Here is a 23,938-nt window from a genome sequence, read left to right on the forward strand (position 1 = left end):
ATCAATCATCCAGTGTGGGTTGCGGAGCGTCGTCCGGCATTCTTACATGAACCTGAATAATACGTCGACTGTCGGCCATCGCGACCTTGAACTGGTAACCGTCTATTTCCACGGTTTCACCGCGTGCCGGAAGATGCCCAAAGGCCTGCATCACCAGCCCGCCGATGGTATCCACTTCTTCATCGCTGAAGTGGGTGCCAAAGGTGTCATTGAAGTCTTCGATTGGCGCCAGCGCACGCACGGTCCAGGTGTGGCGGCTCAGCTGACGGAAGTCGATATCCTCTTCTTCGTCATACTCGTCTTCGATTTCACCCACGATCAGTTCAAGAATATCTTCGATGGTGACCAGGCCCGAAACGCCGCCAAATTCATCGATAACAATCGCCATGTGGTAACGTTGAGAACGAAACTCTTTCAGCATGCGGTCTACCCGCTTGCTTTCCGGAACAACCACCGCCGGACGTAACACTTTTTCCATGCTGAAGGCTTCTGACTCGCTGCGCATAAACGGCAGCAGATCTTTGGCCATCAGAATTCCTTCGATGTGATCTTTGTCTTCGCTGATGACCGGGAAACGCGAGTGGGCAGACTCGATGATGACGTCGAGGCACTCTTCCAGGGTCTGGTTACGTTTCAGGGTGATCATCTGCGAGCGGGGGATCATGATATCGCGAACGCGTTGGTCTGCGATGTCCATTACCCCTTCGAGCATTTCGCGCGTATCTTCGTCGATAAGGTCGTTCTGCCCGGAGTCACGGATCAGCTCCAGAAGTTCGTCACGGTTTTTAGGTTCACCGTGGAACAGCTGGCTCAGGAGGAGGGAGAAAAATCCCTTTTTGCTGGTTGGAGTGTCGCTACTGTGTGAATTGTCGTCGCTCATGGCGTTTGTTAAGGGTTCTCATGTTGATTTAAAACTGCCGTCGCGGACCTGGGTCTGACACGACGGCACATTATGTCAGTCCGGCGCAAAAGCGCCGAACAGACTACTCTTTCTCGGCAATGTACGGATCCTCATAGCCCAGAGCAAGCATTATCTCTGTCTCGAGGGACTCCATCTCTTCCGCTTCATCATCTTCAATGTGATCGTAGCCCAGCAGATGCAGGCTGCCGTGCACCACCATGTGCGCCCAGTGGGCCTCGAGCGGCTTCTGCTGCTCCTTCGCTTCTTGCTCAACCACCTGCCGGCAGATGATCAAATCACCCAGCAGCGGCAGTTCGATGCCCGGCGGCGCTTCAAACGGGAAAGAGAGCACGTTGGTCGGCTTATCTTTCCCACGATAGGTCAGGTTCAGGTCATGGCTTTCTGCTTCATCCACCAGGCGAATCGTGACTTCTGACTCTTCCTGAAACTGAGGGATGACGGCATTCAGCCACGCCTGGAACTGGCTCTCTTCCGGCAGGCCGGCGTTATCTTCACAGGCCAGCTGTAAATCGAGGATCACCTGACTCATTTCTGCTCTTGCTCCTGGGCTTCGCGTTTGCGTTCCGCTGCCTGTTCTGCTTTACGTTTTTGATCTGCTGCTTCCCACGCTTCATATGCCGTGACGATGCGGGCAACCACCGGGTGGCGCACCACGTCTTCGCTGTGGAAGAAGTTAAAGCTGATTTCGTCCACTTCGGACAATACTTCAATGGCGTGACGCAGACCTGATTTGGTGCTGCGCGGCAGGTCGACCTGGGTGATATCCCCGGTGATCACCGCTTTGGAGTTAAAACCAATACGGGTCAGGAACATCTTCATCTGTTCGATGGTGGTGTTCTGGCTCTCATCCAGAATGATGAACGCATCGTTCAGGGTACGACCGCGCATATAGGCCAGCGGAGCCACTTCGATGACGTTACGTTCAATCAGTTTTTCGACCTTCTCGAAGCCGAGCATCTCAAACAGCGCATCGTACAGCGGGCGCAGGTAAGGATCGACCTTCTGGCTCAGGTCGCCAGGCAGGAAGCCCAGCTTCTCGCCCGCTTCAACGGCCGGACGGGTGAGCAGAATACGGCGGATCTCCTGGCGCTCCAGGGCATCCACGGCGGCCGCCACCGCAAGGTAGGTTTTACCGGTACCCGCCGGGCCGACGCCAAAGGTGATGTCATGATCGAGAATATTGGCGATGTACTGCGCCTGGTTTGGCGTGCGCGGCTTAATGACGCCACGCTTGGTCTGGATATGGATAGCTTTGCCGAAGTCCGGCACGCTCTCCGCGCTCTGCTCCAGCACCCGCGTTTCTTTGATCGCCAGATGGATCTGTTCCGGCTCAATATCCTGAATTTCACCGCGCATCGGGGCGGTATCAACGTACAGGCTACGGAGGATATCCGCAGCGGCATTGACGCAAATTGCGCGTCCGGTGAGTTTGAACTGGTTATCGCGACGATTAATCTCGATACCCAGACGTCGCTCCAGTTGTTTGATGTTGTCATCAAACGGCCCGCACAGGCTCAGCAGGCGAGCGTTGTCTGCTGGCTCAAGGGTAATTTCACGTGTATCTATATTCAAACCGTTCCTCTTAATGTCCTGGATGCCATAAGGCAGTGGGTCTGTCTTAAGAAAGTATTCACGCCACAGAATAAAGGCGCAAGCATTGCGAAGGATATGGGGGAGAGAAGAGGGGAAAACAAGGCCTGCCAGAAATGACAGGCCAGAGGGATTATGGCTGATATACGCCGACACCCAGATCGCTTTCTTTACGGGTACGGGCAATCACCGACTCCGGAGATTCGACGACGCGCAGGCCCATTTCATCTTCGGTGCGCACCAGTTTTCCACGCAGGGAGTTGGTCAACACCTCAAGAATTTCAATATCAACGAACTTGCCCACCAGGTCCGGCGTACCTTCGAAGTTCACCACGCGGTTGTTCTCCGTTCGGCCAGAGAGCTGCATGATGCTCTTACGTGAAGTGCCTTCCACCAGCACGCGCTGCACGGTGCCAAGCATCCGACGGCTCCAGGCGTTAGCCTGCTGGTTGATGCGATCCTGCAGAATATACAGACGCTGCTTTTTCACCTCATCCGGCACATCGTCCACCATATCGGCAGCAGGCGTACCCGGACGGGCCGAGAAGATGAAGCTGTAGCTCACATCGAAGTTCACATCACCAATAACCTTCATGGTGCGTTCAAAATCGTCGTCCGTTTCACCCGGGAAGCCGACGATAAAGTCAGAGCTGATCTGAATGTCCGGGCGCGCTTCACGCAGCTTGCGGATAATCGCCTTATATTCCAGCGCGGTGTGGGTGCGGCCCATCAGGTTCAGCACGCGGTCAGAGCCACATTGGATCGGCAGGTGCAGGAAGCTCACCAGCTCCGGCGTATCCCGGTAGACATCAATGATGTCATCGGTGAATTCAATCGGGTGGCTGGTGGTGAAGCGAATGCGGTCGATGCCGTCAATGGCCGCCACCAGACGCAGCAGTTCGGCAAAGGAGCCGGTGCTGCCGTCATAGTTCTCGCCGCGCCAGGCGTTTACGTTCTGGCCGAGCAGGTTCACTTCACGTACGCCCTGCGCCGCGAGCTGAGCAATTTCAAAGAGAATGTCGTCGCAAGGGCGGCTGACTTCCTCACCGCGGGTGTAAGGCACCACGCAGTAGGTACAGTATTTGTTGCAGCCTTCCATAATGGAGACGAAGGCGGTTGGGCCATCCGCACGTGGTTCCGGCAGACGGTCAAATTTTTCGATTTCCGGGAAGCTGACGTCGATGATCGCTTTGCGCTGGCCGGTTCCGCGCACGGAGTTGATCATCTCCGGCAGACGGTGCAGGGTCTGCGGGCCAAAAATAATATCGACGTAGTGGGCGCGCTGGCGGATCAGCTTGCCTTCCTGCGAGGCGACACAGCCGCCGACGCCGATGATCACGTCTGGTCTTTTTTGTTTGATCAGCTTCCAGCGACCTAACTGATGAAAGACTTTCTCCTGCGCCTTCTCACGGATCGAGCAGGTGTTCAGCAGCAACACGTCTGCCTCTTCCGCCACGTCGGTGAGTTGATACCCATGGGTGGCATCCAGCAGATCGGCCATCTTTGATGAATCGTACTCGTTCATCTGACAGCCCCAGGTTTTTATATGGAGTTTTTTTGTCATCGACTTGCTCGTGCTCAGGATTGCAGGGCGCGTATTGTAATGCTTTGGTGCGGTTGTGACCAGTATGAAGGTTCCCGGACTCAGGGCGAAAAAATCCGGTAAACTTAAGGGATTCTCAAATAAGGACAAATGACCATGACTATCCAACAAACCGGGATCGCCGTTGTCGGCGGCGGTATGGTCGGCGGGGCGCTGGCGCTGGGGCTGGCGCAACAGGGTTTCGACGTAACGGTTATCGAACAGGCGCCGCCGCCTGCCTTTGACGCTTCTCAGCAGCCTGATGTTCGCATCTCCGCTATCAGCGCCGCGTCGGTCGATCTGCTTCGCGGGCTGGACGTGTGGGACGCGATCCTGGCGATGCGCGCGCACCCGTATCGCCGCCTGGAGACCTGGGAGTGGGAAAATGCCCATGTGGTTTTTGACGCCGCGGAGCTCAAACTCCCCCTGCTGGGGTATATGGTTGAAAATACCGTTCTGCAGCAGGCGCTCTGGCAGGCGCTGGAGGCGCATCCCAGGGTCACGCTGCGCGTCCCCGCGTCGGTGAAGCATCTGCATCGCCACAACGATCAACATCTGATTGAGCTGGATAGCGGTGAGCAGCTGGCGGTAAAACTGCTGGTGGGCGCCGACGGGGCTAATTCCCGGGTGCGGGAGCTGGCGGGGATCGGCATTCACGCCTGGCAATACCAACAATCCTGCATGCTGATTACCGTCGCCTGTGAGAACGAGCCGGGCGACAGCACCTGGCAGCACTTTACCCCGAACGGTCCGCACGCCTTTTTACCGCTGTTCGATCGCTGGGCCTCCCTGGTGTGGTACGACACCCCTGCACGTATTCGCCAGCTACAGGGGCTGTCGATGGAACAGTTGCAGCGCGAAATCGCTTACCATTTCCCGGCACGGCTGGGTAAGGTAACGCCCGTCGCCGCGGGGGCCTTCCCGTTGACGCGTCGTCACGCCCTGCAGTACGCGCAGGAAGGGCTGGCGCTGGTCGGCGATGCTGCGCACACCATTCATCCGCTGGCGGGGCAGGGCGTTAACCTCGGCTATCGTGACGTCGACGCGCTGATAGATGTACTCACCAATGCCCGCAACCACGGCGAAGCCTGGGCCAGCCATCAGGTGCTTAAGCGGTATCAGACCCGACGGATGGCGGACAACTTCATTATGCAGTCCGGAATGGATCTGTTTTACGCCGGGTTCAGCAACGATCTGGGACCGCTGCGCGTCCTGCGTAATGTGGGGTTGATGGCGGCGCAGCGCGCGGGCGGACTGAAACGTCAGGCGCTGAAATACGCCTTAGGGCTTTAAAACTCTTGTAGGCCGGGTAAGGCGAAGCCGCCACCCGGCATGACTTTTAGAAACGCAGAAAAGCAAAAAGCTCGCCGAAGCGAGCTTTTTTAGTGTGGCTGGGGTGCAGGGATTCGAACCCCGGAATGCTGGTATCAGAAACCAGTGCCTTACCGCTTGGCGACACCCCAATGGCGTTAAACAATAAACATCTAACGACTTTTTAAATTGGCTGGGGTACGAGGATTCGAACCTCGGAATGCTGGTATCAGAAACCAGAGCCTTACCGCTTGGCGATACCCCAACAATTTTTTTAGTTTACCGACAGAATCGATAAATCACTAATATGGTGGCTACGACGGGATTCGAACCTGTGACCCCATCATTATGAGTGATGTGCTCTAACCAACTGAGCTACGTAGCCAGTACTGCTTTCTTCGATGGCTGGGGTACCTGGATTCGAACCAGGGAATGCCGGTATCAAAAACCGGTGCCTTACCGCTTGGCGATACCCCAATAACCGCGGAGAACCGCAAAATCGAAGAAATATGGCTGGGGTACCTGGATTCGAACCAGGGAATGCCGGTATCAAAAACCGGTGCCTTACCGCTTGGCGATACCCCATCCGTGCAACGCTTTTATGGGAATGGTGCGGGAGGCGAGACTTGAACTCGCACACCTTGCGGCGCCAGAACCTAAATCTGGTGCGTCTACCAATTTCGCCACTCCCGCAAAAAAGATGGTGGCTACGACGGGATTCGAACCTGTGACCCCATCATTATGAGTGATGTGCTCTAACCAACTGAGCTACGTAGCCATCTTTTTTTCGCGTTACCTTATCGGCGTTGCGGGGCGCATTATGCGTATAGACCCTTGCAGCGTCAACACCTTTTTCATCGAAAATGTCTGGAATGTGACTGTTTGGTTAGGTTGCGAACAGCGTGGCCGAATATTCGGCAATTATTGGTTATTAATCGATTTTGTCCAGCATAACGCGAGGCAAAAAAAGAGGCCCCGAAGGGCCTCATGGCAAATTTTATTGCTTATTTATACGCAGACTGGTGCACGCCTACGGCACGGCCTGACGGATCGTTCATGGTTTTAAACGCTTCATCCCACTCAATGGCTTTCGCAGAGGAGCAGGCGACGGAAGGGCCGCCCGGGACACACTCTGCTGCGCTTGGCAGCGGGAACAGCTCTTCGAAGATCTCACGGTACAGATAGGCTTCTTTTGAACCCGGCGTGTTGTACGGGAAGCGGAAGCTGGCGGTTTCCAGTTGTTGATCGGAAACTTGCTTCGCGGCCACCTCTTTCAGGGTATCGATCCAGCTGTAACCTACGCCGTCAGAGAATTGCTCTTTCTGACGCCAGGCCACGCTTGCCGGCAGGTAAGATTCAAAACATTCGCGCAGGATATGTTTTTCCATCTTGCCGTTGCCGCACATCTTATCCTGCGGGTTGATACGCATGGCCACGTCGAGGAATTTCTTATCCAGGAACGGCACGCGTGCTTCCACGCCCCAGGCAGACATCGCTTTGTTGGCGCGGGCGCAGTCAAACATGTGCAGCGCCTGCAGCTTACGTACCGTCTCTTCGTGCAGTTCTTTGGCGTCTGGCGCTTTATGGAAGTACAGGTAACCGCCGAACACTTCGTCAGACCCTTCGCCGGACAGCACCATTTTGATGCCCATAGCTTTGATTTTACGCGACATCAGGTACATCGGCGTGGAGGCGCGGATGGTGGTCACGTCATAGGTTTCAATGTGATAGATAACGTCACGGATCGCATCCAGCCCTTCCTGCACCGTAAAGTGAATTTCATGGTGTACGGTGCCGAGATGATTAGCCACTTCCTGTGCGGCTTTCAGATCCGGAGATCCTTCCAGACCAACGGCGAAGGAGTGCAGCTGCGGCCACCAGGCTTCGGAGCGCTCCTGATCCTCCACGCGGCGGGCGGCGTATTTTTTGGTGATAGCCGAAATCACAGAGGAGTCCAGACCGCCGGAGAGCAGCACGCCATAAGGCACGTCTGACATCAGGTGGCTTTTTACCGCCTCTTCCAGCGCCTGGGTCAGCTCCACTTTGTCGGTAACGTTGTCTTTAACGGCATCGTAATCGAACCAGTCGCGCTGATAGTAAGAACGGATCTCGCCATCTTTACTCCACAGGAAACTGCCTGCCGGGAACTCTTTAATGGTGCGGCACACCGGCACCAGGGCTTTCATCTCTGATGCCACATAGAAGTTGCCGAATTCGTCGTGACCCATGTACAGCGGGATGATCCCGATGTGGTCGCGGCCAATCAGATACGCATCTTTTTCGCTGTCGTACAGGGCGAAGGCGAACATCCCCTGCAGCTCGTCGAGGAATTCCGGGCCTTTCTCCTGATACAGCGCCAGGATCACTTCACAGTCAGAACCGGTCTGGAAGGCATAGCGATCGCCGTACTCCGCACGCAGCGCCTGGTGGTTGTAGATCTCACCGTTGACCGCCAGGGCATGGGTTTTTTTCTCGTTATATAACGGCTGAGCACCGGCGTTAACGTCGACAATCGACAGACGTTCATGGGCCAGAATCGCTTTATCGCTGGCGTAGACACCGGACCAGTCCGGGCCGCGATGGCGCATCAGACGGGACAATTCCAGTGCTTTTTTACGCAGTTCGCCTGCGTCAGTTTTAATATCCAGTACGCCGAAAATTGAACACATAACCTTCTCCATTAACCCTGTTGCAGTGTGATGTTGCTTGCTTATGAAAATGCCGCAAAAGGGGAGGAGCGGCAAGCGTTTTGCCGGGTAAAAGAGAAAAAGTGCAATGGTCATTGCTGAATGTTGAAAAAAGCGTATGACTTGAGCTGGTTTATTGAAGATTATTCAATGAATGACGGTTTTGTTTAGATGTGACTCTGTTTTTACTGCGACAAAATGAAAAAACCACGTCCGGTGACGTGGTTTCAGATTACAGCACATCAATTTCCGCGACCGAGGGGTAAATCCAGCTCGGCCGGAACGGCATCGAATCAATATCATCGAGGGTCGATACCCCTGACAGCACCAGAATGGTCTCCAGCCCGGCCTGGAAACCTGCCAGAATATCGGTGCGCAGGTTGTCACCCACAATCACCGTATCTTCCGAGTGGGCCTGCATTTTGTTGAGCGCCGCGCGAATGATCCACGGGCTTGGCTTACCGACATAAAAGGGCGTACGGCCGGAGATCTTCTCAATACCGGCACAGAGCGCGCCACAGGCCGGGTAGAAGCCGCGGCCGTGGGTATCCGGGTTGGTGGCGATAAATCGGGCACCGTTGGCGACGAAGAAGGCTGCCTTATGCATCATCTCCCAGTTATAGGAGCGTGTCTCGCCGACGATCACGAAATCGGGATTCACATCGGTGATGGTGAAGCCTGCTTTGTATAGCTCATGGATCAGCGCGCCTTCGCCCACTACATAGGCTTTTTTACCTTCCTGACGCTTCAGAAAATCTGCGGTGGCCATCGCCGAGGTGTAAAACACGCTGTCGGGCACGTCGACACCGGCAGTAGCGAAGCGGTTCGCCAGATCCTGTCCGGTCTGCGACGGGAAGTTGGTGAGCAGAACCAGCGGCATGCCTTTTTCCATGATGCGGTTAAGAAATTCTGCTGCGCCCGGCACGGCAACGTTGTCGTGCATCAGCACGCCGTCGATATCACAAATAACATTCTTAATGGTCATGGACTTCCCGACATCAAAAAAAGAAGGCGTCACTATAAAACGCTGTCAGCTTTCCAGCAAACGCTGCAACAGGATACCGTTAAGCATGGCGCGTTTTACCAGCGCAAAGGCGCCGATCGCTGAACGGTCATTCAGCGCGGAGCGGACCACGGGCAGATTCTGGCGAAACGCCTTCAGCGCCTGGGTATTGATGCACCCCTCAATGGCGGGCAGCAGCACTTTTTCGGCTTCGGTAATTTCGCCCGCAATCACCACTTTTTGCGGGTTAAACAGGTTGATGGCAATGGCAATAGTTTTGCCAAGGTGACGGCCGACCTGTTCGATGACTTCGCTGGCCAGGGCGTCGCCCTTGTTGGCGGCCTTGCAGATAGCGTTGATTTTACAGTCGTCCAGCGTAATGCGGCTCTGGTAACCCTGCTCCAGCAGATGACGCACGCGCTGCTCAATGGCGGCGTTGGCAGCCACCGTTTCCAGACAGCCAAAGTTGCCGCAGTGGCAGCGCTCACCCAGCGGATCAACCTGAATGTGGCCAATCTCGCCGACGTTACCGTTACGGCCAATAAAAATGCGCCCGTTGGAGATGATCCCGGCCCCCGTCCCCCGGTGAACACGCACCAGAATAGAGTCTTCACAATCCTGGCTCGCACCAAAGTAGTGCTCCGCCAGCGCCAGGCTACGGATATCGTGGCCCACAAAGCAGGTGACGGCGAAGCGTTTTTCCAGGGCGTCGATCAGCCCCCAGTTTTCAACCTGAATATGCGGCATATAGCGGATCACGCCGCTTTCGGGGTCGACAAGCCCGGGCAGGATCACCGAAATGGCGATCAGCTCGCGGATTTTGCGTTGACAGGACTCGATAAACAGCTCGATGGCGTTGAGCAGGGCGTGCTCAAGGGTCTCTTGCGTGCGTTCCGGCAGGGAGTAATGCTCTTCTGCAACCGCTTTGCTGCTCAGGTCGTACAGCGTCAGGGTGGCATCATGACGTCCAAGGCGCACGCCGATGGCGTGAAAATGGCGGGTTTCGGTCACAATGGAGATCGCGCGACGGCCCCCGGTGGAGGCCTGCTGATCCACTTCTTTAATTAACCCGCGCTCAATGAGCTGGCGGGTAATTTTCGTCACGCTGGCGGGGGCAAGCTGGCTCTGTTCTGCAATCTGGATCCGCGAGATGGGTCCATGCTGGTCAATCAGTCGATATACCGCCGCACTGTTCAGCTGCTTTACCAGATCAACGTTACCAATTTGAGCTTGTCCGCCAGGTGTCATACGTTTACTTACTCTGTGACGACCTCGTTACCATTAACGATGGTCTTGATGATTTTATAATCGTGTGTGAATGCGGTGAGGTTAGCCACCATGCCAGGTGCAATACTGCCCAGCTGCTTGTCCACGCCAATCGCACGTGCCGGGTAGAGGGTTGCCATACGCAACACTTCATCCAGAGCAATGCTGCAATGTTCCACCAGATTGCGCACGCCTTCGATCATGGTCAGGGCCGAACCGCTTAAGGTTCCGTTCTCATCCACACACAGTCCATTCCGGTAGTATATTGTTTTACCAGCAAAAATGAACTGTTCAATATTTGCCCCCGCTGGTGCCGTGGCATCTGTGACCAGACACAGCTTGTCGCCTTTCAGGCGTTTGGCGTTACGCACGTTGGCATAATCTACGTGTAACCCGTCGGCAATGATGCCGCAATAGACGTCCGGCTCATCGAAGATCGCCCCGGTCAGACCCGGCTCACGCCCGGTGATGTACGGCATGGCGTTATAAAGATGGGTAGCAAAGGTGATACCGGCCCGGAAGCCAACTTTGGCCTCTTTCAGCGTGGCGTTGGAGTGCCCGGCTGAAACCACAATTCCTGCGCCCGCCAGCTTGCCGATGACCTCTGGATCGACCATTTCTGGCGCCAGGGTCACTTTGGTGATCACATCCGCGTTGGCACAGAGGAAATCGACCAGCTCGCCGTCAGGTTTACGCACGAAGCTCGGGTTATGGGTGCCTTTCTTGACGATATTCAGCCACGGACCTTCAAGGTGCAGGCCCAGCGCCTGGTGCGGGTATTTCGCCAGGTATTCACGCATCACGCGAATGCCCTGTTTCATCAGATCGTCGCTGGTGGTGATCAGCGTTGGCAGATAGCTGGTGCAGCCCGATCTTTCGTTGGCGCGCTGCATAATCTCCAGCGTCTCAACCGTGACGGCATCCGCTGTATCATTGAACTGCACGCCGCCACAGCCGTTAAGCTGTACGTCGATAAAACCGGGGGAGAGGATTGCCCCATTGAGCGAGCGTTGTTCTAATTCCGTCGGCAGTTCGGCCAGCGGGCAGACACGTTCAATCAGGCCATTTGCGATCACAATCGCATGGTCATCCAGAATTTCATGGCCGGTATAAATCCGACCGTGGGTTAAAGCGTACATAACGACCCCCGGTATAAAAATAGCATCCCGCCTCTGCAAACAGAGGCGGCGTTACATTACAGACCTTTAATGTTTTCTGCTTCTAATTCGTTGAAATATTTCAACGTCTTCACTTTCAGTTCCATCGTGGACGGCTCATCGCACACCACTACCGCTTTCGGATGCAGCTGCAGGCAGCTGATGGTCCACATGTGGTTGACGTTGCCTTCAACGGCCGCCTGCAGCGCCTGCGCTTTCACGCCGCCCAGCACCAGAATCATCACTTCTTCCGCGTCCAGCAGGGTACCCACGCCAACGGTCAGGGCGTATTTTGGCACCTGGTTCACGTCGCCATCAAAGAAACGCGAGTTTGCCACACGGGTGTCATGGGTCAGGGTTTTGATACGGGTACGGGACGCCAGAGACGAGGCCGGTTCGTTAAATGCGATATGACCGTCGTTGCCCACGCCACCCATGAACAGGTGAATTTTGCCGTAAGCGCGAATTTTTTCTTCATAATGACGGCATTCAGCATCGATATCCGGCGCATTACCATCCAGCAGGTTAATATTTCCCGGCTGAATATCAATGTGATCAAAGAAATTACGGTGCATGAAGCTATGGTAGCTTTCCGGATGATCTTTTGGCAGGCCAACGTACTCATCCATGTTGAAAGTGACAACATGTTCGAAACTTACCTGGCCCGCTTTATGCATCTCAACCAATGCTTTATAGGCAGTAAGAGGTGTGCCACCGGTTGGCAGGCCGAGCACAAAAGGACGATCGGCAGTCGGTTTAAACGCATTGATACGGTTTACAATATGGCGGGCAGCCCATTTACCGACTTGTTCTGCAGTTGCCAGGGGGATCAGTCTCATTATTCACCTCTAAAGATTTCATAAAAGATGGCGGATTGCTTGTCCGGGTATGATTAAGACTAACCTGGTTCACACCGAGAGGGGGCAATTCGTCTTGATTTTTCGTATCATAAAATAAGTTTTGGCAGTTTGCCAGTGCAGGGGAGGGTGATAAACAATATTTGGTGACAAAACTCACAAAAAGTACGCGTTTAATTTGCGATACGAATTAATTTTCCACACACTCAGTCAGCCAGTGAATCATCAACTGTATTTACAAGTTAGTGACACAATAAAAACACAGCTGAGAACACACTGTTAACGGGGTCTCATAGGGGGAACAAATTGAGCATTTTAGGTTACTTACAAAAGGTTGGCCGCGCCTTAATGGTGCCGGTCGCCACGCTGCCAGCGGCAGCAATACTGATGGGTGTCGGGTACTGGATTGACCCTGTGGGTTGGGGTGGGGACAACGCGTTAGCCGCGTTCTTCATTAAGTCCGGTTCTGCCATTATCGATAACATGTCCGTACTGTTTGCCATTGGTGTGGCTTATGGTATGTCCAAAGATAAAGACGGTGCTGCGGCACTGACCGGTTTCGTGGGCTTCCTTGTGTTGACCACGCTCTGCTCCCCGGCTGCAGTTTCCATGATCCAGAAGATCCCTGCGGACCAGGTTCCGGCAGCCTTCGGTAAGATCAGCAACCAGTTCGTGGGTATCCTGGTGGGTATCATCTCCGCTGAACTGTACAACCGCTTCAGTAGCGTTGAGTTGCCAAAAGCACTCTCCTTCTTCAGCGGTCGTCGTCTGGTGCCGATTCTGACCTCCTTTGTGATGATTGTTGTCGCTTTCATCCTGATGTACATCTGGCCGGTGATCTTCGACGGTCTGGTGAACTTCGGTGAGCACATCCAGAAGCTGGGTTCCGTCGGTGCGGGCGTGTATGCGTTCTTCAACCGTCTGCTGATCCCGGTCGGTCTGCACCACGCCCTGAACTCCGTGTTCTGGTTTGACGTTGCGGGCATTAACGATATCCCTAACTTCCTCGGCGGCGCACAGTCCATCGAAGCAGGTAAAGCGGTTGTGGGTATCACCGGGCGTTATCAGGCGGGCTTCTTCCCGATTATGATGTTCGGTCTGCCGGGTGCGGCGCTGGCTATCTACCACTGCGCGCGTCCAGAGAACAAAGCAAAAGTGCTGGGTATCATGATGGCGGGCGCATTCGCGGCCTTCTTCACCGGTATCACCGAACCGCTGGAATTCTCCTTCATGTTCGTTGCCCCGGTACTGTACGTCATCCACGCCGTGCTGACCGGTATCTCCGTGTTCATCGCCGCAAGCATGCAGTGGATTGCCGGCTTTGGCTTCAGTGCGGGCCTGGTGGATATGGTACTGTCGTCCCGTAACCCACTGGCGGTTCACTGGTACATGCTGATCCTGCAGGGTCTGGCCTTCTTCGTGATCTACTACGTGGTATTCCGCTTCACCATCACCAAATTCAACCTGATGACTCCGGGTCGCGAGCTGGCTGTCGCCGGTAGCGAAGCGGATGGTCAGGACGTGAACGTGAGCGGCACCGCGACGGAAGACGTTTCCGGCCTGGCGCGTCAGTACATCGCGGCAGTCGGCGGTTCAGACAACCTGACCGGTATTGATGCCTGCATCACCCGTCTGCGTCTGAACGTGAAAGACTCTTCTCTGGTTAACGAAGCAATGGCGAAACGCCTGGGTGCGTCTGGCGTGATCCGCCTGAACAAAACCAGCGTTCAGATTATCGTCGGCTTTGTGGCCGAGAAAATCGCCAACGCAATGAAAACCACCGGTCCGGTTGCCGCTGCTGAAGCGACATTTGCGCCAGCCGCTGCGCCTGCTGCGGTTAAGCCACAGGCTGTTGCCAATGCCACCACCATCGCTGCGCTGGTTTCGCCAGTGACCGGGGAAGTGGTTGCTCTGGAGCAGGTGCCTGATGAAGCCTTTGCCAGCAAAGCAGTGGGCGATGGCGTAGCGGTGAAACCAACGGATAAAACCGTGGTCTCTCCGGCAGCCGGTACTATCGTCAAGATCTTTAACACCAACCACGCGTTCTGCCTGGAAACAGAGAAAGGCGCGGAGATCGTTGTCCATATGGGTATCGATACCGTTGCGCTGGGTGGCCAGGGCTTCAAACGCCTGGTTGAAGAGGGTGCCGAAGTGGTTGCCGGTCAGCCGGTTCTGGAAATGGATCTCGACTACCTGAACGCCAATGCCCGCTCCATGATCAGCCCGGTGGTCTGCAGCAATATTGACGACTTCAGCGGCCTTGTGATCAAGGCGCAGGGTCAGGTTGTTGCCGGTCAGACACCACTGTATGAAATTAAAGGCAAATAAGTGCTCCTGAGTCAGCGTTAATGCCTGAGCGGCGGGGATATCCCCGCCGCTTTTTTTTGCAGCAATTGCCCCGATTATTCTCTTCAGAGACCTTTTTTTGCGTAACTAAAGGTTGTCACTACGCCCGGCTTATAAGATCATATGCCGTTATACGTCGTTTACGCTTTGAGGAATCCACGATGAGTGAGGCTGAAGCCCGCCCGAGCAACTTTATCCGTCAGATCATTGATGAAGATCTGGCCACCGGTAAGCACACTACCGTTCACACCCGTTTCCCGCCGGAGCCGAACGGCTACCTGCACATTGGTCATGCGAAATCGATCTGCCTGAACTTCGGCATCGCGCAGGACTACCAGGGTCAATGCAACCTGCGTTTCGATGACACCAACCCGGTGAAAGAAGATATCGAATACGTAGAGTCCATTAAGAACGACGTGCAATGGTTGGGCTTCAACTGGTCTGGCGACATCTGCTACTCCTCTGACTATTTTGATCAGCTGTACGCTTATGCCGTTGAGCTGATCAACAAAGGCCTGGCCTACGTTGACGAGCTTTCCGCTGACGAGATCCGCGAATACCGCGGGTCGCTGACCGCGCCGGGCAAAAACAGCCCATACCGCGATCGCAGCGTAGAAGAGAACCTGGCGCTGTTTGAAAAAATGCGTGCCGGTGGCTTCGAAGAGGGCAAAGCCTGTCTGCGTGCCAAAATCGATATGGCCTCGCCGTTTATCGTGATGCGCGACCCGGTGCTGTACCGCATTAAGTTTGCCGATCACCACCAGACCGGCAGCAAGTGGTGCATCTACCCGATGTATGACTTCACTCACTGCATCAGCGATGCGCTGGAAGGCATTACCCACTCGCTCTGTACCCTGGAGTTCCAGGATAACCGTCGCCTGTATGACTGGGTGCTGGATAACATCTCTATTCCGGTGCATCCGCGTCAGTACGAGTTCTCTCGTCTGAATCTGGAATACACCGTGATGTCCAAGCGTAAGCTGAACCTGCTGGTGACCGACAAGCACGTTGAAGGCTGGGATGACCCGCGTATGCCGACCATTTCCGGTCTGCGTCGTCGTGGCTATACCGCCGCCTCCATCCGTGAGTTCTGCAAACGCATTGGCGTGACCAAGCAGGACAACACCATTGAGATGGCGTCACTGGAATCCTGTATCCGCGAAGATCTGAACGAAAATGCCCCGCGCGCCATGGCGGTTATCGATCCGGTTAAACTGGTTATCGAAAACTATCCGCAGGGCGAAAGCGAGCTGGTGACCATGCCAAATCATCCGAGCAAACCGGAGATGGGCAGCCGTGATGTGCCGTTCAGCGCCGAGATCTGGATCGATCGCGCCGACTTCCGTGAAGAAGCCAACAAGCAGTACAAACGTCTGGTGATGGGCAAAGAGGTGCGTCTGCGTAATGCCTACGTGATCAAAGCCGAACGCGTCGAGAAAGATGCTGAAGGCAATATCACCACCATCTTCTGCACCTACGATGCTGAGACCCTGAGCAAGGATCCGGCCGACGGTCGCAAGGTGAAGGGCGTTATTCACTGGGTGAGCGCGGCACATGCGCTGCCGGTTGAAATCCGCCTGTACGATCGTCTGTTCAGCGTGCCAAATCCGGGTGCCGCAGAGGACTTCCTGGAAGTGATTAACCAGGATTCACTGGTGATCAAGCAGGGCTTTGCCGAGCCGTCCCTGAAAGCTGCCGTTGCTGGTCACGCGTATCAGTTCGAGCGTGAAGGCTACTTCTGCCTCGACAGCCGCTATGCTACTGCCGACAAACTGGTATTTAACCGTACCGTCGGTCTGCGTGATACTTGGGCGAAAGCGGGCGAGTAATCCCTTTCTCCTTTTGAAAAACGCCGCGTATGCGGCGTTTTTTTTGCCTGACCATTATGCCCTTAACCCTTTAAATCTTCGCGTTGCGAATTAATTATATTTTTTAAAACGGTTTACTTTCTCTTCCCTTTCGCAAATTAACCGTCATCGATACCAGATGCGCTGTTTAATTATTATTAATTAAAAATAAATCGCTCATTCTGAATATTATTTTAAATAAATATTCTTCCCCATTGGCTTTGTTACAAACCGCAACCAAATATGTGCGCTTTGTCATAATCCTGACTTTTGATCGCTGAAAAGCATTGATAATTCGCGTCGCGAAAAATAGTCTAAGGACAGGAGATGTAAGCGGGTATTTCCGGTTGCCTCCACTTTTTACTTTTTTGTTTTTCGCCGTTTAAGGCGCTTTTAATACGTCAAAGAGGATTAATTATGCGTACGTTTAGTGGCAAACGTAGTGCGCTTGCGCTGGCTATCGCCGGTGTTACAGCAATGTCAGGCTGGATGGTTTCTCCGAAAGCCCAGGCCGAAGGTTTCATCGATGATTCAACCCTCACGGGCGGTGTCTATTACTGGCAGCGTGAACGTGACCGCAAAGATGTCGATGCAGACAAATATAAAACCAACCTGGCTCATTCCACCTGGAACGCCAACCTTGATTTCCAGTCCGGCTATGCCGCCGATATGTTTGGTCTTGATCTGGCTGCGTTCACTGCTATCGAAATGGCGGAAAACGGCGACAGCGGCCACCCGAACGAAATTGCCTTCTCCTCCAGCAATAAAGCCTATAAAGAGGACTGGTCCGGTGATAAGAGCGGGATCAGCCTGTACAAAGCGGCAGCAAAATTCAAATACGGCCCGGCCTGGGCACGCGGTGGCTGGCTTCAGCCAACCGGTCAAACCCTGCTAGCGCCGCACTGGAGCTTTATGCCGGGTACCTATCAGGGTGCCGAAGCCGGAGCCAACTTTGACTACGGCGATAGCGGTGCGTTGAGTTTCTCTTACATGTGGACCAACGAGTATAAAGCGCCGTGGCACCTCGAGATGGACAAGTTCTATCAGAATGACAGAAAAACCCGCGTCGACTATCTCCACTCCTTCGGCGCGAAGTACGATTTCAAAAATAACCTGATTCTGGAAGCCGCATTTGGCCAGGCTGAAGGCTTCATCGATCAGTACTTTGCCAAAGCCAGCTACAAGCTTGATATCGTGGGCGGCCCGCTCTCCACTACCTATCAGTTCTACGGCACGCGTGATAAAGCCGACAGCGGCACCGTAAACGATATCTACGACGGTACGGCCTGGCTGCAGGCGCTGACGTTGGGCTACAAGGTCGGTCAGGTCGATTTACGTCTGGAAGGAACTTACGTCAAGGCTGAAGGCCAGCAGGGCTACTTCCTGCAGCGTATGACCCCAACCTACGCGTCATCCAACGGTCGTCTGGACGTATGGTGGGATAACCGCTCCGACTTTAACGCCAACGGCGAAAAGGCGGTCTTCTTCGGGGCCATGTATGACCTGAGTAACTTGAACCTGGCGGGCTGGAGCGTCGGCGCGTCTTATGTCTACGCCTGGGATGCGAAACCGGCAGACTGGTTAATCAACAGCGCCGGTCAGCGTGAAGATATCGCCTCCAACAAGATCAAGGAATCTGCCTACAGCCTGGATGCGATCTACACCCTGCAGGATGGGCGCGCAAAAGGGACCATGTTCAAACTGCACTTCACGCAGTATGACAACCACTCCGATATCCCAAGCTACGGCGGCGGCTACGGCAACATCTTCCAGGATGAGCGTGACGTGAAGTTCATGGTTATCGCCCCGTTCACCATCTTCTGATGACAATCCGGGCGGGGGCGCTCCCCGCCTGACTGGAGACCTCTATGCTGAAAAAAATCGTACTGGTCGCGGTGCTGGCATCAGGACTGGCCGCCTGCGCACAACCACAGACCCAGAAAGAAGATACCCGTCTGAAAGAGGCCTACAGCGCGTGCATCAATACCGCTGAAGGTTCGCCAGAAAAGATCGAAGCCTGTCAAAGCGTGCTGGACGTGCTGCGCCAGGAGAAGGCGCACGAACAGTTTGCGGCCCAGGAAACCGTCCGGGTGGCGGATTATCAGGCCTGTATCCAGGCGCGTAAAACGGGTAACAATCAGGACGTGACCAAAAACTGCGATAAAATCTGGCAGGAAATCCGCAGTAATAACGCGAAGTAATCAGCTGTTTGCCATGCCCGGTGGCGCTATGCTTACCGGGCCTACGGGTAATTTCACCCTTGTAGGCCCGTGTAAGCGCAGCGCCACCGGGCTTTTTTACAGGATGGCAGGCAAAAAAAAGCCAACCGTCAGGTTGGCTCAGAGTCTATGCAGAGATTACTTCGCGTCGTGCGCGTGGTCATCTTCGCGGCAGTCGCCTTCGGCACAGTGGCCATACAGGTACAGACTGTGGTTGGTCAGACGAATGCCATGACGTGCGGCAATTTCGCGCTGACGTAATTCGATGGAATCATCGCTGAATTCGATCACTTTGCCGCAGTCGAGGCAAATCAGGTGATCGTGGTGGTGCTGCTGCGTCAGTTCAAATACGGATTTACCGCCTTCGAAATTATGACGCGTAACGATGCCTGCATCGTCGAACTGGTTCAGTACACGGTAAACGGTAGCCAGACCAATTTCTTCGCCCATGTCGATCAGACGCTTGTATAAGTCTTCCGCACTGACATGATGGTTATCCGGACCCTGAAGTACTTCCAGGATTTTTAACCGTGGAAGCGTGACTTTCAGTCCGGCCTTCTTTAATGCGGTGTTGTTGTCAGTCATGCGGAATCTGTCCTGTTGCTAAACGATTCACTTCTAAAGAAGAAGTGACAGAAAATGCACCTGGGATAATGCGTCTCATTATAGAACTGCCATGACGTAATGAAAACTGCAAGTCTCAAGTAAAGTATGCTTATAAAAACGTGGTACCGCCAACAAAGTTGTTACAAGGTTCCCCGTTTACTCCTGGATCATTGTACAGGTATGGCAGCGAAAGTTAAAAATTTGTAGCAATTATTTTGATTGGAATTACCTATCGATGCGGCGCAACTTTAGCGTTGCGCCGCGACATCATCAGGCGTTGAGGATGGCGTCGAGGTGCAGCTCTTCGCGGATCTGTTTAACCCATTTGTCCACGCGTTCAGCGGTCAGTTCTGGCTGGCGATCTTCGTCGATGGCGAGACCGACAAAGTTGTTGTCGTCGGCCAGACCTTTAGAAGCTTCGAAGTGGTAACCGGCGGTTGGCCAGTGACCAACAATCACCGCGCCGCGTGGCTCAATGATGTCGCGAATGGTGCCGAGGGCATCGCAGAAGTACTCTGCGTAATCTTCCTGATCGCCGCAGCCGAACAGGGCAACCAGCTTGCCGTTGAAGTCGATCTCTTCCAGAGACGGGAAGAAGTCGTCCCAGTCACACTGCGCTTCACCGTAATACCAGGTCGGGATGCCCAGCAGCAGAATATCGTAACCTTCGATATCTTCTTTGCTGCTTTTCGCAATGTCATGCACATCGGCAACGTCTTTACCTAACTGTTTTTGAATGTTTTTTGCGATATTTTCGGTGTTACCCGTGTCGCTGCCGAAAAAAATGCCGATGATTGCCATGAGTAAAATAACCTCTTGATACTTAATGGTATGGTGGCGCAATTTAGCCACGGATAAGGGCAATCATAGCAGAACAGAGAAGCCTGCGGAAACTGCTATCACGCAGGACTGCACTCTGTGCTACATGAAAGCAACAAGAAGGGGAGTTTTCTGACTTACGCTTTGCCGTGCCATTTATCGAGCTGCGAAATCAGCATCTCTTCGATAAGCTCACTGCGGCTGATCTCCCGGGCATTCGCCAGCTCATTCAGCGCATCGACGGCTTCAGCATTCAGTTTCAGCTCGACGCGTTTAAGCCCACGACTTTTATCGCGTTTAAGCTGATTGCGCTTATTAATGCGCAGCTGTTCATCACGCGAAAGCGGATTGGTTTTCGGTCGTCCCGGGCGACGCTCATTCGCGAACAGATCTATTGTCGTGCGGTCCGTGTGTTCTTTGGCCATGATTCTGAGACTTCGGGGGAAACAAGACACCCTGCTAATGCCCGGGCGATAAGCGCGCCATCATACATCACCGAAAACGGCACGCCAACGACTGGAGGCCTGCCGGCGACCAGTCGCTCTCTTTTTAATCAATTATTGATGTCAGCGAGGTAACGGCGGATAGCGCGCAGCACCGCGTCAGGTTTTTCAGCATGAACCCAGTGTCCGGCTCCGGCAATGACATGCGCTTTGGCCTGAGGGAATTGCGCCAGCAGCGCATCGCGGTACGCTTCGGTGACATACGGGGAATTGCCGCCAGTGATGAACAGGGTAGAGTGCGGCCACGCCGGGACCGCCTGCCAGCCGACGATCTGGTCATACTGATCCCACAGTACCGGCACGTTGAAGCGCCACTCGCCGTCAACGAAGGATTTCAGCAGGAACTGCACCACGCCTTCTTCATCCAGATGTTCACGCATCAGCGCCGCGGCCTGCTGGCGAGTGCTGACGCCGGCGTCCGTGACGGCGTTAATGGCGGCGAAAATCTCATCGTGGCGACGGACGTCATAATCCACAGGCGCGACGTCGATCACCACCATGCCGGCAATTCGCTCTGGCGCAATTGCCGTCAGCGCCATCACCGCTTTGCCGCCCATTGAATGACCAATCAGGATCGCCTTTTCAATCTTGTATTCATCCAGCGTATCCAGCAGATCCTGAGCCATATCGGCGTAGGTCATCTGCGGCGAGCGCGGCGACAGACCGTGGTTGCGCATATCCACCTGCAGCAGCGCGTGGTCGGTCACCAGATCCCGGGCCAGCACGCCAAGGTTATCCAGGCTGCCAAACAGGCCATGCACCAGGACGATGGGAGAATTATTGTGCGGCGATTGTGCAGATTGCGCTCGGGTATTCAATTTCATGGCAAAGTTCTTTTTTTACGTATGTCAGGTTAGGGTATCATGTTGACCATTCTGCCGCCCGGCTGCAAGGAAACAGTTAAATCTGACTTTTGCCGCCATTCTGGCTTGACGCTATCCGCTGTTGGGTTTTGACCTTATACTCCCAACGACTTGTATTCAGATAAGATATCGCACTGGATTAAGATGAAAACAATCGAAGTTGATGACGAGCTTTATCAGTATATCGCCAGCCAGACGCGGCACATTGGTGAGAGCGCGTCCGACATTTTACGGCGCATGCTGAAAATTGCCGCCGCCTCGCAGTCTGCCGCTCCGGCCATCAAAGAGACGCGCCAGCCAGCTGCTGTCGCGCAGGAAAAGCCGCTGTCGCCGGTAAAAGACAAAGTGCGTGCGATGCGCGAATTGCTGCTTTCTGACGAATACGCTGAGCAGAAGAAAGCAGTTAACCGCTTTATGCTGGTGCTGACTACACTCTATTCACTGGATAACAACGCGTTTGCCGACGCGACTGAGTCACTTCACGGTCGCACCCGCGTCTATTTCGCGGCTGATGAGCAAACGCTGTTACAGAATGGCAATCAAACTAAGCCCAAGCACCTGCCTGGTACACCGTACTGGGTGATCACCAATACCAATACCGGACGCAAGCGCAGCATGATCGAACATATCATGCAATCCATGCAGTTCCCGGCGGAATTGACTGATAAGGTTTGCGGCACTATCTAACCCTTGCATCAGAAGGACCAGGCAATGGCAAATCACAATCGTGCGGGTCAACCTGCACAACAGAGCGATTTGATTAACGTCGCCCAGCTTACCGCGCAGTACTATGTGCTGAAGCCGGAAGTGGGTAACGCAGAACACGCAGTGAAGTTTGGTACATCCGGGCACCGCGGCAGTGCGGTACGCCACAGCTTTAACGAGCCGCATATTCTGGCCATTGCTCAGGCCATCGCGGAAGAGCGCGCCAAAAATGGCATCACCGGTCCGTGCTACGTCGGTAAAGATACCCACGCCCTGTCAGAGCCTGCCTTTATTTCCGTACTGGAAGTGCTGGCGGCCAACGGCGTGGACGTCGTGATTCAGGAAAACAACGGCTATACGCCGACCCCTGCGGTCTCTAACGCCATTCTGGTGCATAACCAGAAAGGTGGCGCGCAGGCGGATGGTATTGTGATCACGCCATCCCACAACCCGCCGGAAGATGGCGGCATCAAATACAACCCACCGAACGGCGGCCCGGCTGACACCAACGTCACCAAAGTGGTGGAAGATCGTGCCAACGCCCTGCTGGCCGACGGCCTGAATGGCGTGAAGCGCATTTCCCTGGACGAGGCGATGGCCTCCGGCCACGTGAAAGAGCAGGATCTGGTGCAGCCGTTCGTTGAAGGGCTGGCGGATATCGTCGATATGGCGGCGATCCAGAAAGCCGGTCTGAAGCTGGGCGTTGACCCGCTCGGCGGTTCTGGTATCGAATACTGGAAACGTATTGCCGAGCACTACAAGCTGGATCTGACCATCGTAAACGATCACGTCGATCAGACCTTCCGCTTTATGCACCTCGATAAAGACGGCGCGATCCGTATGGACTGCTCCTCCGAGTGTGCGATGGCCGGCCTGCTGGCGCTGCGCGACAAGTTTGACCTCGCCTTCGCTAACGACCCGGATTACGACCGTCACGGCATCGTCACCCCGGCGGGCCTGATGAACCCGAACCACTATCTGGCGGTAGCGATCAACTATCTGTTCCAGCACCGTCCACAGTGGGGCGCAGAGGTTGCCGTGGGTAAAACCCTGGTCTCCTCCGCCATGATCGACCGCGTGGTTAACGACCTGGGCCGCAAGCTGGTGGAAGTGCCTGTTGGCTTCAAGTGGTTTGTTGACGGTCTGTTCGACGGCAGCTTTGGCTTTGGCGGCGAAGAGAGCGCGGGGGCTTCCTTCCTGCGCTTCAACGGTACGCCGTGGTCTACCGACAAAGACGGCATCATCATGTGCCTGCTGGCGGCGGAAATCACTGCCGTCACCGGTAAGAACCCGCAGGAGCACTACAACGAGCTGGCAGCCCGTTTCGGTGCCCCGAGCTACAATCGTCTGCAGGCTTCTGCCACTTCTGCCCAGAAAGCGGCGCTGTCTAAGCTGTCGCCAGAGATGGTCAGCGCCAGCACCCTGGCGGGCGATCCGATCACTGCCCGTCTGACGGCAGCGCCGGGTAACGGCGCGTCGATCGGTGGCCTGAAGGTGATGACCGAGAACGGCTGGTTCGCAGCGCGTCCATCCGGCACCGAAGATGCGTACAAAATCTACTGTGAAAGCTTCCTCGGCGACGAACACCGTCAGCTGATCGAGAAAGAAGCGGTGGAGATTGTGAGTGAAGTGCTGAAAAACGCATAATCATTAAA

The 23,938-nt window shown here is 54.6% G+C and carries 20 protein-coding genes and 7 tRNA genes; 7 read left to right on the forward strand and 20 right to left on the reverse strand.

Going from position 1 to position 23,938, the window contains the following annotated elements:
• Nucleotide 1 precedes the first annotated feature (1 nt).
• From corC to miaB, 4 genes are all read right to left on the reverse strand, one after another.
• Complete coding sequence (gene corC, locus ES815_RS15885; protein WP_142488683.1) at nucleotides 2–880, reverse strand: CNNM family magnesium/cobalt transport protein CorC; 879 nt, start codon at nucleotides 878–880, stop codon at nucleotides 2–4.
• A gap of 103 nt (nucleotides 881–983) precedes the next feature.
• On the reverse strand, nucleotides 984–1,451 hold the full coding sequence (gene ybeY, locus ES815_RS15890) for an rRNA maturation RNase YbeY (RefSeq protein ID WP_142488684.1): 468 nt from the start codon (nucleotides 1,449–1,451) through the stop codon (nucleotides 984–986).
• Entirely contained in the window at nucleotides 1,448–2,494 is a 1,047-nt protein-coding gene (locus ES815_RS15895; protein WP_142488685.1) for a PhoH family protein, read from the reverse strand. Before ES815_RS15895 ends, ybeY begins: the two co-directional genes overlap by 4 nt.
• Nucleotides 2,495–2,645: 151 nt before the next feature.
• Nucleotides 2,646–4,076 carry a tRNA (N6-isopentenyl adenosine(37)-C2)-methylthiotransferase MiaB gene (gene miaB, locus ES815_RS15900; protein ID WP_142488686.1) on the reverse strand — a complete coding sequence of 477 codons (1,431 nt, stop codon included), beginning with the start codon at nucleotides 4,074–4,076 and terminating at the stop codon, nucleotides 2,646–2,648.
• A 135-nt stretch (nucleotides 4,077–4,211) separates the two neighbouring features.
• Here miaB and ubiF point away from each other — a divergent pair, with 135 nt between their 5' ends.
• Nucleotides 4,212–5,387, forward strand: a complete 1,176-nt coding sequence (gene ubiF / locus ES815_RS15905; protein ID WP_142488687.1) for a 3-demethoxyubiquinol 3-hydroxylase — start codon at nucleotides 4,212–4,214, stop codon at nucleotides 5,385–5,387.
• A 95-nt stretch (nucleotides 5,388–5,482) separates the two neighbouring features.
• Here the strand turns inward: ubiF and ES815_RS15910 are convergent.
• From ES815_RS15910 to nagB, 12 genes are all read right to left on the reverse strand, one after another.
• Nucleotides 5,483–5,557 (reverse strand) — tRNA-Gln (locus tag ES815_RS15910).
• 38 nt (nucleotides 5,558–5,595) lie between these two features.
• Nucleotides 5,596–5,670: transfer RNA gene (locus ES815_RS15915), tRNA-Gln, on the reverse strand.
• A 43-nt stretch (nucleotides 5,671–5,713) separates the two neighbouring features.
• Nucleotides 5,714–5,790 (reverse strand) — tRNA-Met (locus ES815_RS15920).
• Between the two features lie 17 nt (nucleotides 5,791–5,807).
• Nucleotides 5,808–5,882: transfer RNA gene (locus ES815_RS15925), tRNA-Gln, on the reverse strand.
• Between the two features lie 33 nt (nucleotides 5,883–5,915).
• Nucleotides 5,916–5,990, reverse strand: a tRNA-Gln gene (locus ES815_RS15930).
• A gap of 23 nt (nucleotides 5,991–6,013) precedes the next feature.
• Nucleotides 6,014–6,098, reverse strand: a tRNA-Leu gene (locus tag ES815_RS15935).
• Nucleotides 6,099–6,106: 8 nt separating this feature from the next.
• A tRNA-Met gene (locus tag ES815_RS15940) sits at nucleotides 6,107–6,183 on the reverse strand.
• Between the two features lie 226 nt (nucleotides 6,184–6,409).
• Entirely contained in the window at nucleotides 6,410–8,074 is a 1,665-nt protein-coding gene (gene asnB, locus ES815_RS15945) for an asparagine synthase B (protein WP_142488688.1), read from the reverse strand.
• A gap of 250 nt (nucleotides 8,075–8,324) precedes the next feature.
• Nucleotides 8,325–9,077: a ribonucleotide monophosphatase NagD gene (gene nagD / locus ES815_RS15950; RefSeq protein WP_142488689.1), complete on the reverse strand. Its 753-nt coding sequence runs from the start codon at nucleotides 9,075–9,077 to the stop codon at nucleotides 8,325–8,327.
• 45 nt (nucleotides 9,078–9,122) lie between these two features.
• On the reverse strand, nucleotides 9,123–10,343 hold the full coding sequence (locus tag ES815_RS15955; protein WP_142488690.1) for an N-acetylglucosamine repressor: 1,221 nt from the start codon (nucleotides 10,341–10,343) through the stop codon (nucleotides 9,123–9,125).
• A gap of 8 nt (nucleotides 10,344–10,351) precedes the next feature.
• Nucleotides 10,352–11,500 (reverse strand): N-acetylglucosamine-6-phosphate deacetylase, encoded by a 1,149-nt coding sequence (gene nagA / locus ES815_RS15960; protein ID WP_142488691.1) that lies wholly within the window; start codon nucleotides 11,498–11,500, stop codon nucleotides 10,352–10,354.
• Between the two features lie 56 nt (nucleotides 11,501–11,556).
• On the reverse strand, nucleotides 11,557–12,357 hold the full coding sequence (nagB, locus tag ES815_RS15965) for a glucosamine-6-phosphate deaminase (protein WP_142488692.1): 801 nt from the start codon (nucleotides 12,355–12,357) through the stop codon (nucleotides 11,557–11,559).
• 324 nt (nucleotides 12,358–12,681) lie between these two features.
• Here nagB and nagE point away from each other — a divergent pair, with 324 nt between their 5' ends.
• The 4 genes from nagE (at nucleotide 12,682) to chiQ (ending at nucleotide 18,769) form a co-directional block, all read left to right on the forward strand.
• Nucleotides 12,682–14,703 (forward strand): N-acetylglucosamine-specific PTS transporter subunit IIBC, encoded by a 2,022-nt coding sequence (nagE, locus tag ES815_RS15970; RefSeq protein WP_142488693.1) that lies wholly within the window; start codon nucleotides 12,682–12,684, stop codon nucleotides 14,701–14,703.
• A 179-nt stretch (nucleotides 14,704–14,882) separates the two neighbouring features.
• On the forward strand, nucleotides 14,883–16,550 hold the full coding sequence (glnS, locus tag ES815_RS15975; protein WP_142488694.1) for a glutamine--tRNA ligase: 1,668 nt from the start codon (nucleotides 14,883–14,885) through the stop codon (nucleotides 16,548–16,550).
• Between the two features lie 435 nt (nucleotides 16,551–16,985).
• On the forward strand, nucleotides 16,986–18,392 hold the full coding sequence (gene chiP / locus ES815_RS15980) for a chitoporin ChiP (RefSeq protein ID WP_142488695.1): 1,407 nt from the start codon (nucleotides 16,986–16,988) through the stop codon (nucleotides 18,390–18,392).
• 47 nt (nucleotides 18,393–18,439) lie between these two features.
• Nucleotides 18,440–18,769, forward strand: a complete 330-nt coding sequence (gene chiQ, locus ES815_RS15985; RefSeq protein ID WP_142490072.1) for a ChiQ/YbfN family lipoprotein — start codon at nucleotides 18,440–18,442, stop codon at nucleotides 18,767–18,769.
• Between the two features lie 156 nt (nucleotides 18,770–18,925).
• Here chiQ and fur read toward each other — a convergent pair whose 3' ends face one another.
• The 4 genes from fur to ybfF form a co-directional block, all read right to left on the reverse strand.
• Nucleotides 18,926–19,372, reverse strand: a complete 447-nt coding sequence (gene fur, locus ES815_RS15990; RefSeq protein WP_142488696.1) for a ferric iron uptake transcriptional regulator — start codon at nucleotides 19,370–19,372, stop codon at nucleotides 18,926–18,928.
• 291 nt (nucleotides 19,373–19,663) lie between these two features.
• Nucleotides 19,664–20,194: a flavodoxin FldA gene (gene fldA / locus ES815_RS16000; protein WP_032617056.1), complete on the reverse strand. Its 531-nt coding sequence runs from the start codon at nucleotides 20,192–20,194 to the stop codon at nucleotides 19,664–19,666.
• A 155-nt stretch (nucleotides 20,195–20,349) separates the two neighbouring features.
• Nucleotides 20,350–20,637, reverse strand: coding sequence for a LexA regulated protein (gene ybfE / locus ES815_RS16005; protein ID WP_142488697.1), 288 nt, complete (start codon nucleotides 20,635–20,637; stop codon nucleotides 20,350–20,352).
• Between the two features lie 128 nt (nucleotides 20,638–20,765).
• A complete protein-coding gene (gene ybfF / locus ES815_RS16010) occupies nucleotides 20,766–21,539 on the reverse strand; it encodes an esterase (protein ID WP_142488698.1) in 774 nt (257 codons plus the stop codon).
• 183 nt (nucleotides 21,540–21,722) lie between these two features.
• Between ybfF and seqA the strand changes: the two genes are divergently transcribed.
• Together seqA and pgm are read left to right on the forward strand one after the other, a co-directional pair.
• Entirely contained in the window at nucleotides 21,723–22,265 is a 543-nt protein-coding gene (seqA, locus tag ES815_RS16015; RefSeq protein ID WP_142488699.1) for a replication initiation negative regulator SeqA, read from the forward strand.
• A gap of 24 nt (nucleotides 22,266–22,289) precedes the next feature.
• The gene (gene pgm / locus ES815_RS16020; RefSeq protein WP_106992357.1) at nucleotides 22,290–23,930 is read left to right on the forward strand and encodes a phosphoglucomutase (alpha-D-glucose-1,6-bisphosphate-dependent); all 1,641 of its coding nucleotides are present in this window, start codon (nucleotides 22,290–22,292) and stop codon (nucleotides 23,928–23,930) included.
• Nucleotides 23,931–23,938: the final 8 nt, after the last annotated feature.

Origin of the sequence: Leclercia adecarboxylata, assembly GCF_006874705.1 — a bacterium.
GTDB lineage: Bacteria > Pseudomonadota > Gammaproteobacteria > Enterobacterales > Enterobacteriaceae > Enterobacter > Enterobacter adecarboxylatus_C.

What these genes read in the sequence shown, in the direction of transcription:
- corC (WP_142488683.1), bottom strand. Translation starts at nt 880, where the DNA reads ATGAGCGACGACAATTCACACAGTAGCGACACTCCAACCAGCAAAAAG.
- asnB (WP_142488688.1), bottom strand. Translation starts at nt 8,074, where the DNA reads ATGTGTTCAATTTTCGGCGTACTGGATATTAAAACTGACGCAGGCGAA.
- fur (WP_142488696.1), bottom strand. Translation starts at nt 19,372, where the DNA reads ATGACTGACAACAACACCGCATTAAAGAAGGCCGGACTGAAAGTCACG.
- ybfF (WP_142488698.1), bottom strand. Translation starts at nt 21,539, where the DNA reads ATGAAATTGAATACCCGAGCGCAATCTGCACAATCGCCGCACAATAAT.
- nagB (WP_142488692.1), bottom strand. Translation starts at nt 12,357, where the DNA reads ATGAGACTGATCCCCCTGGCAACTGCAGAACAAGTCGGTAAATGGGCT.
- ES815_RS15955 (WP_142488690.1), bottom strand. Translation starts at nt 10,343, where the DNA reads ATGACACCTGGCGGACAAGCTCAAATTGGTAACGTTGATCTGGTAAAG.
- miaB (WP_142488686.1), bottom strand. Translation starts at nt 4,076, where the DNA reads ATGACAAAAAAACTCCATATAAAAACCTGGGGCTGTCAGATGAACGAG.
- fldA (WP_032617056.1), bottom strand. Translation starts at nt 20,194, where the DNA reads ATGGCAATCATCGGCATTTTTTTCGGCAGCGACACGGGTAACACCGAA.
- pgm (WP_106992357.1), top strand. Translation starts at nt 22,290, where the DNA reads ATGGCAAATCACAATCGTGCGGGTCAACCTGCACAACAGAGCGATTTG.
- glnS (WP_142488694.1), top strand. Translation starts at nt 14,883, where the DNA reads ATGAGTGAGGCTGAAGCCCGCCCGAGCAACTTTATCCGTCAGATCATT.
- ybeY (WP_142488684.1), bottom strand. Translation starts at nt 1,451, where the DNA reads ATGAGTCAGGTGATCCTCGATTTACAGCTGGCCTGTGAAGATAACGCC.
- nagA (WP_142488691.1), bottom strand. Translation starts at nt 11,500, where the DNA reads ATGTACGCTTTAACCCACGGTCGGATTTATACCGGCCATGAAATTCTG.
- ubiF (WP_142488687.1), top strand. Translation starts at nt 4,212, where the DNA reads ATGACTATCCAACAAACCGGGATCGCCGTTGTCGGCGGCGGTATGGTC.
- seqA (WP_142488699.1), top strand. Translation starts at nt 21,723, where the DNA reads ATGAAAACAATCGAAGTTGATGACGAGCTTTATCAGTATATCGCCAGC.
- nagD (WP_142488689.1), bottom strand. Translation starts at nt 9,077, where the DNA reads ATGACCATTAAGAATGTTATTTGTGATATCGACGGCGTGCTGATGCAC.
- ybfE (WP_142488697.1), bottom strand. Translation starts at nt 20,637, where the DNA reads ATGGCCAAAGAACACACGGACCGCACGACAATAGATCTGTTCGCGAAT.
- chiP (WP_142488695.1), top strand. Translation starts at nt 16,986, where the DNA reads ATGCGTACGTTTAGTGGCAAACGTAGTGCGCTTGCGCTGGCTATCGCC.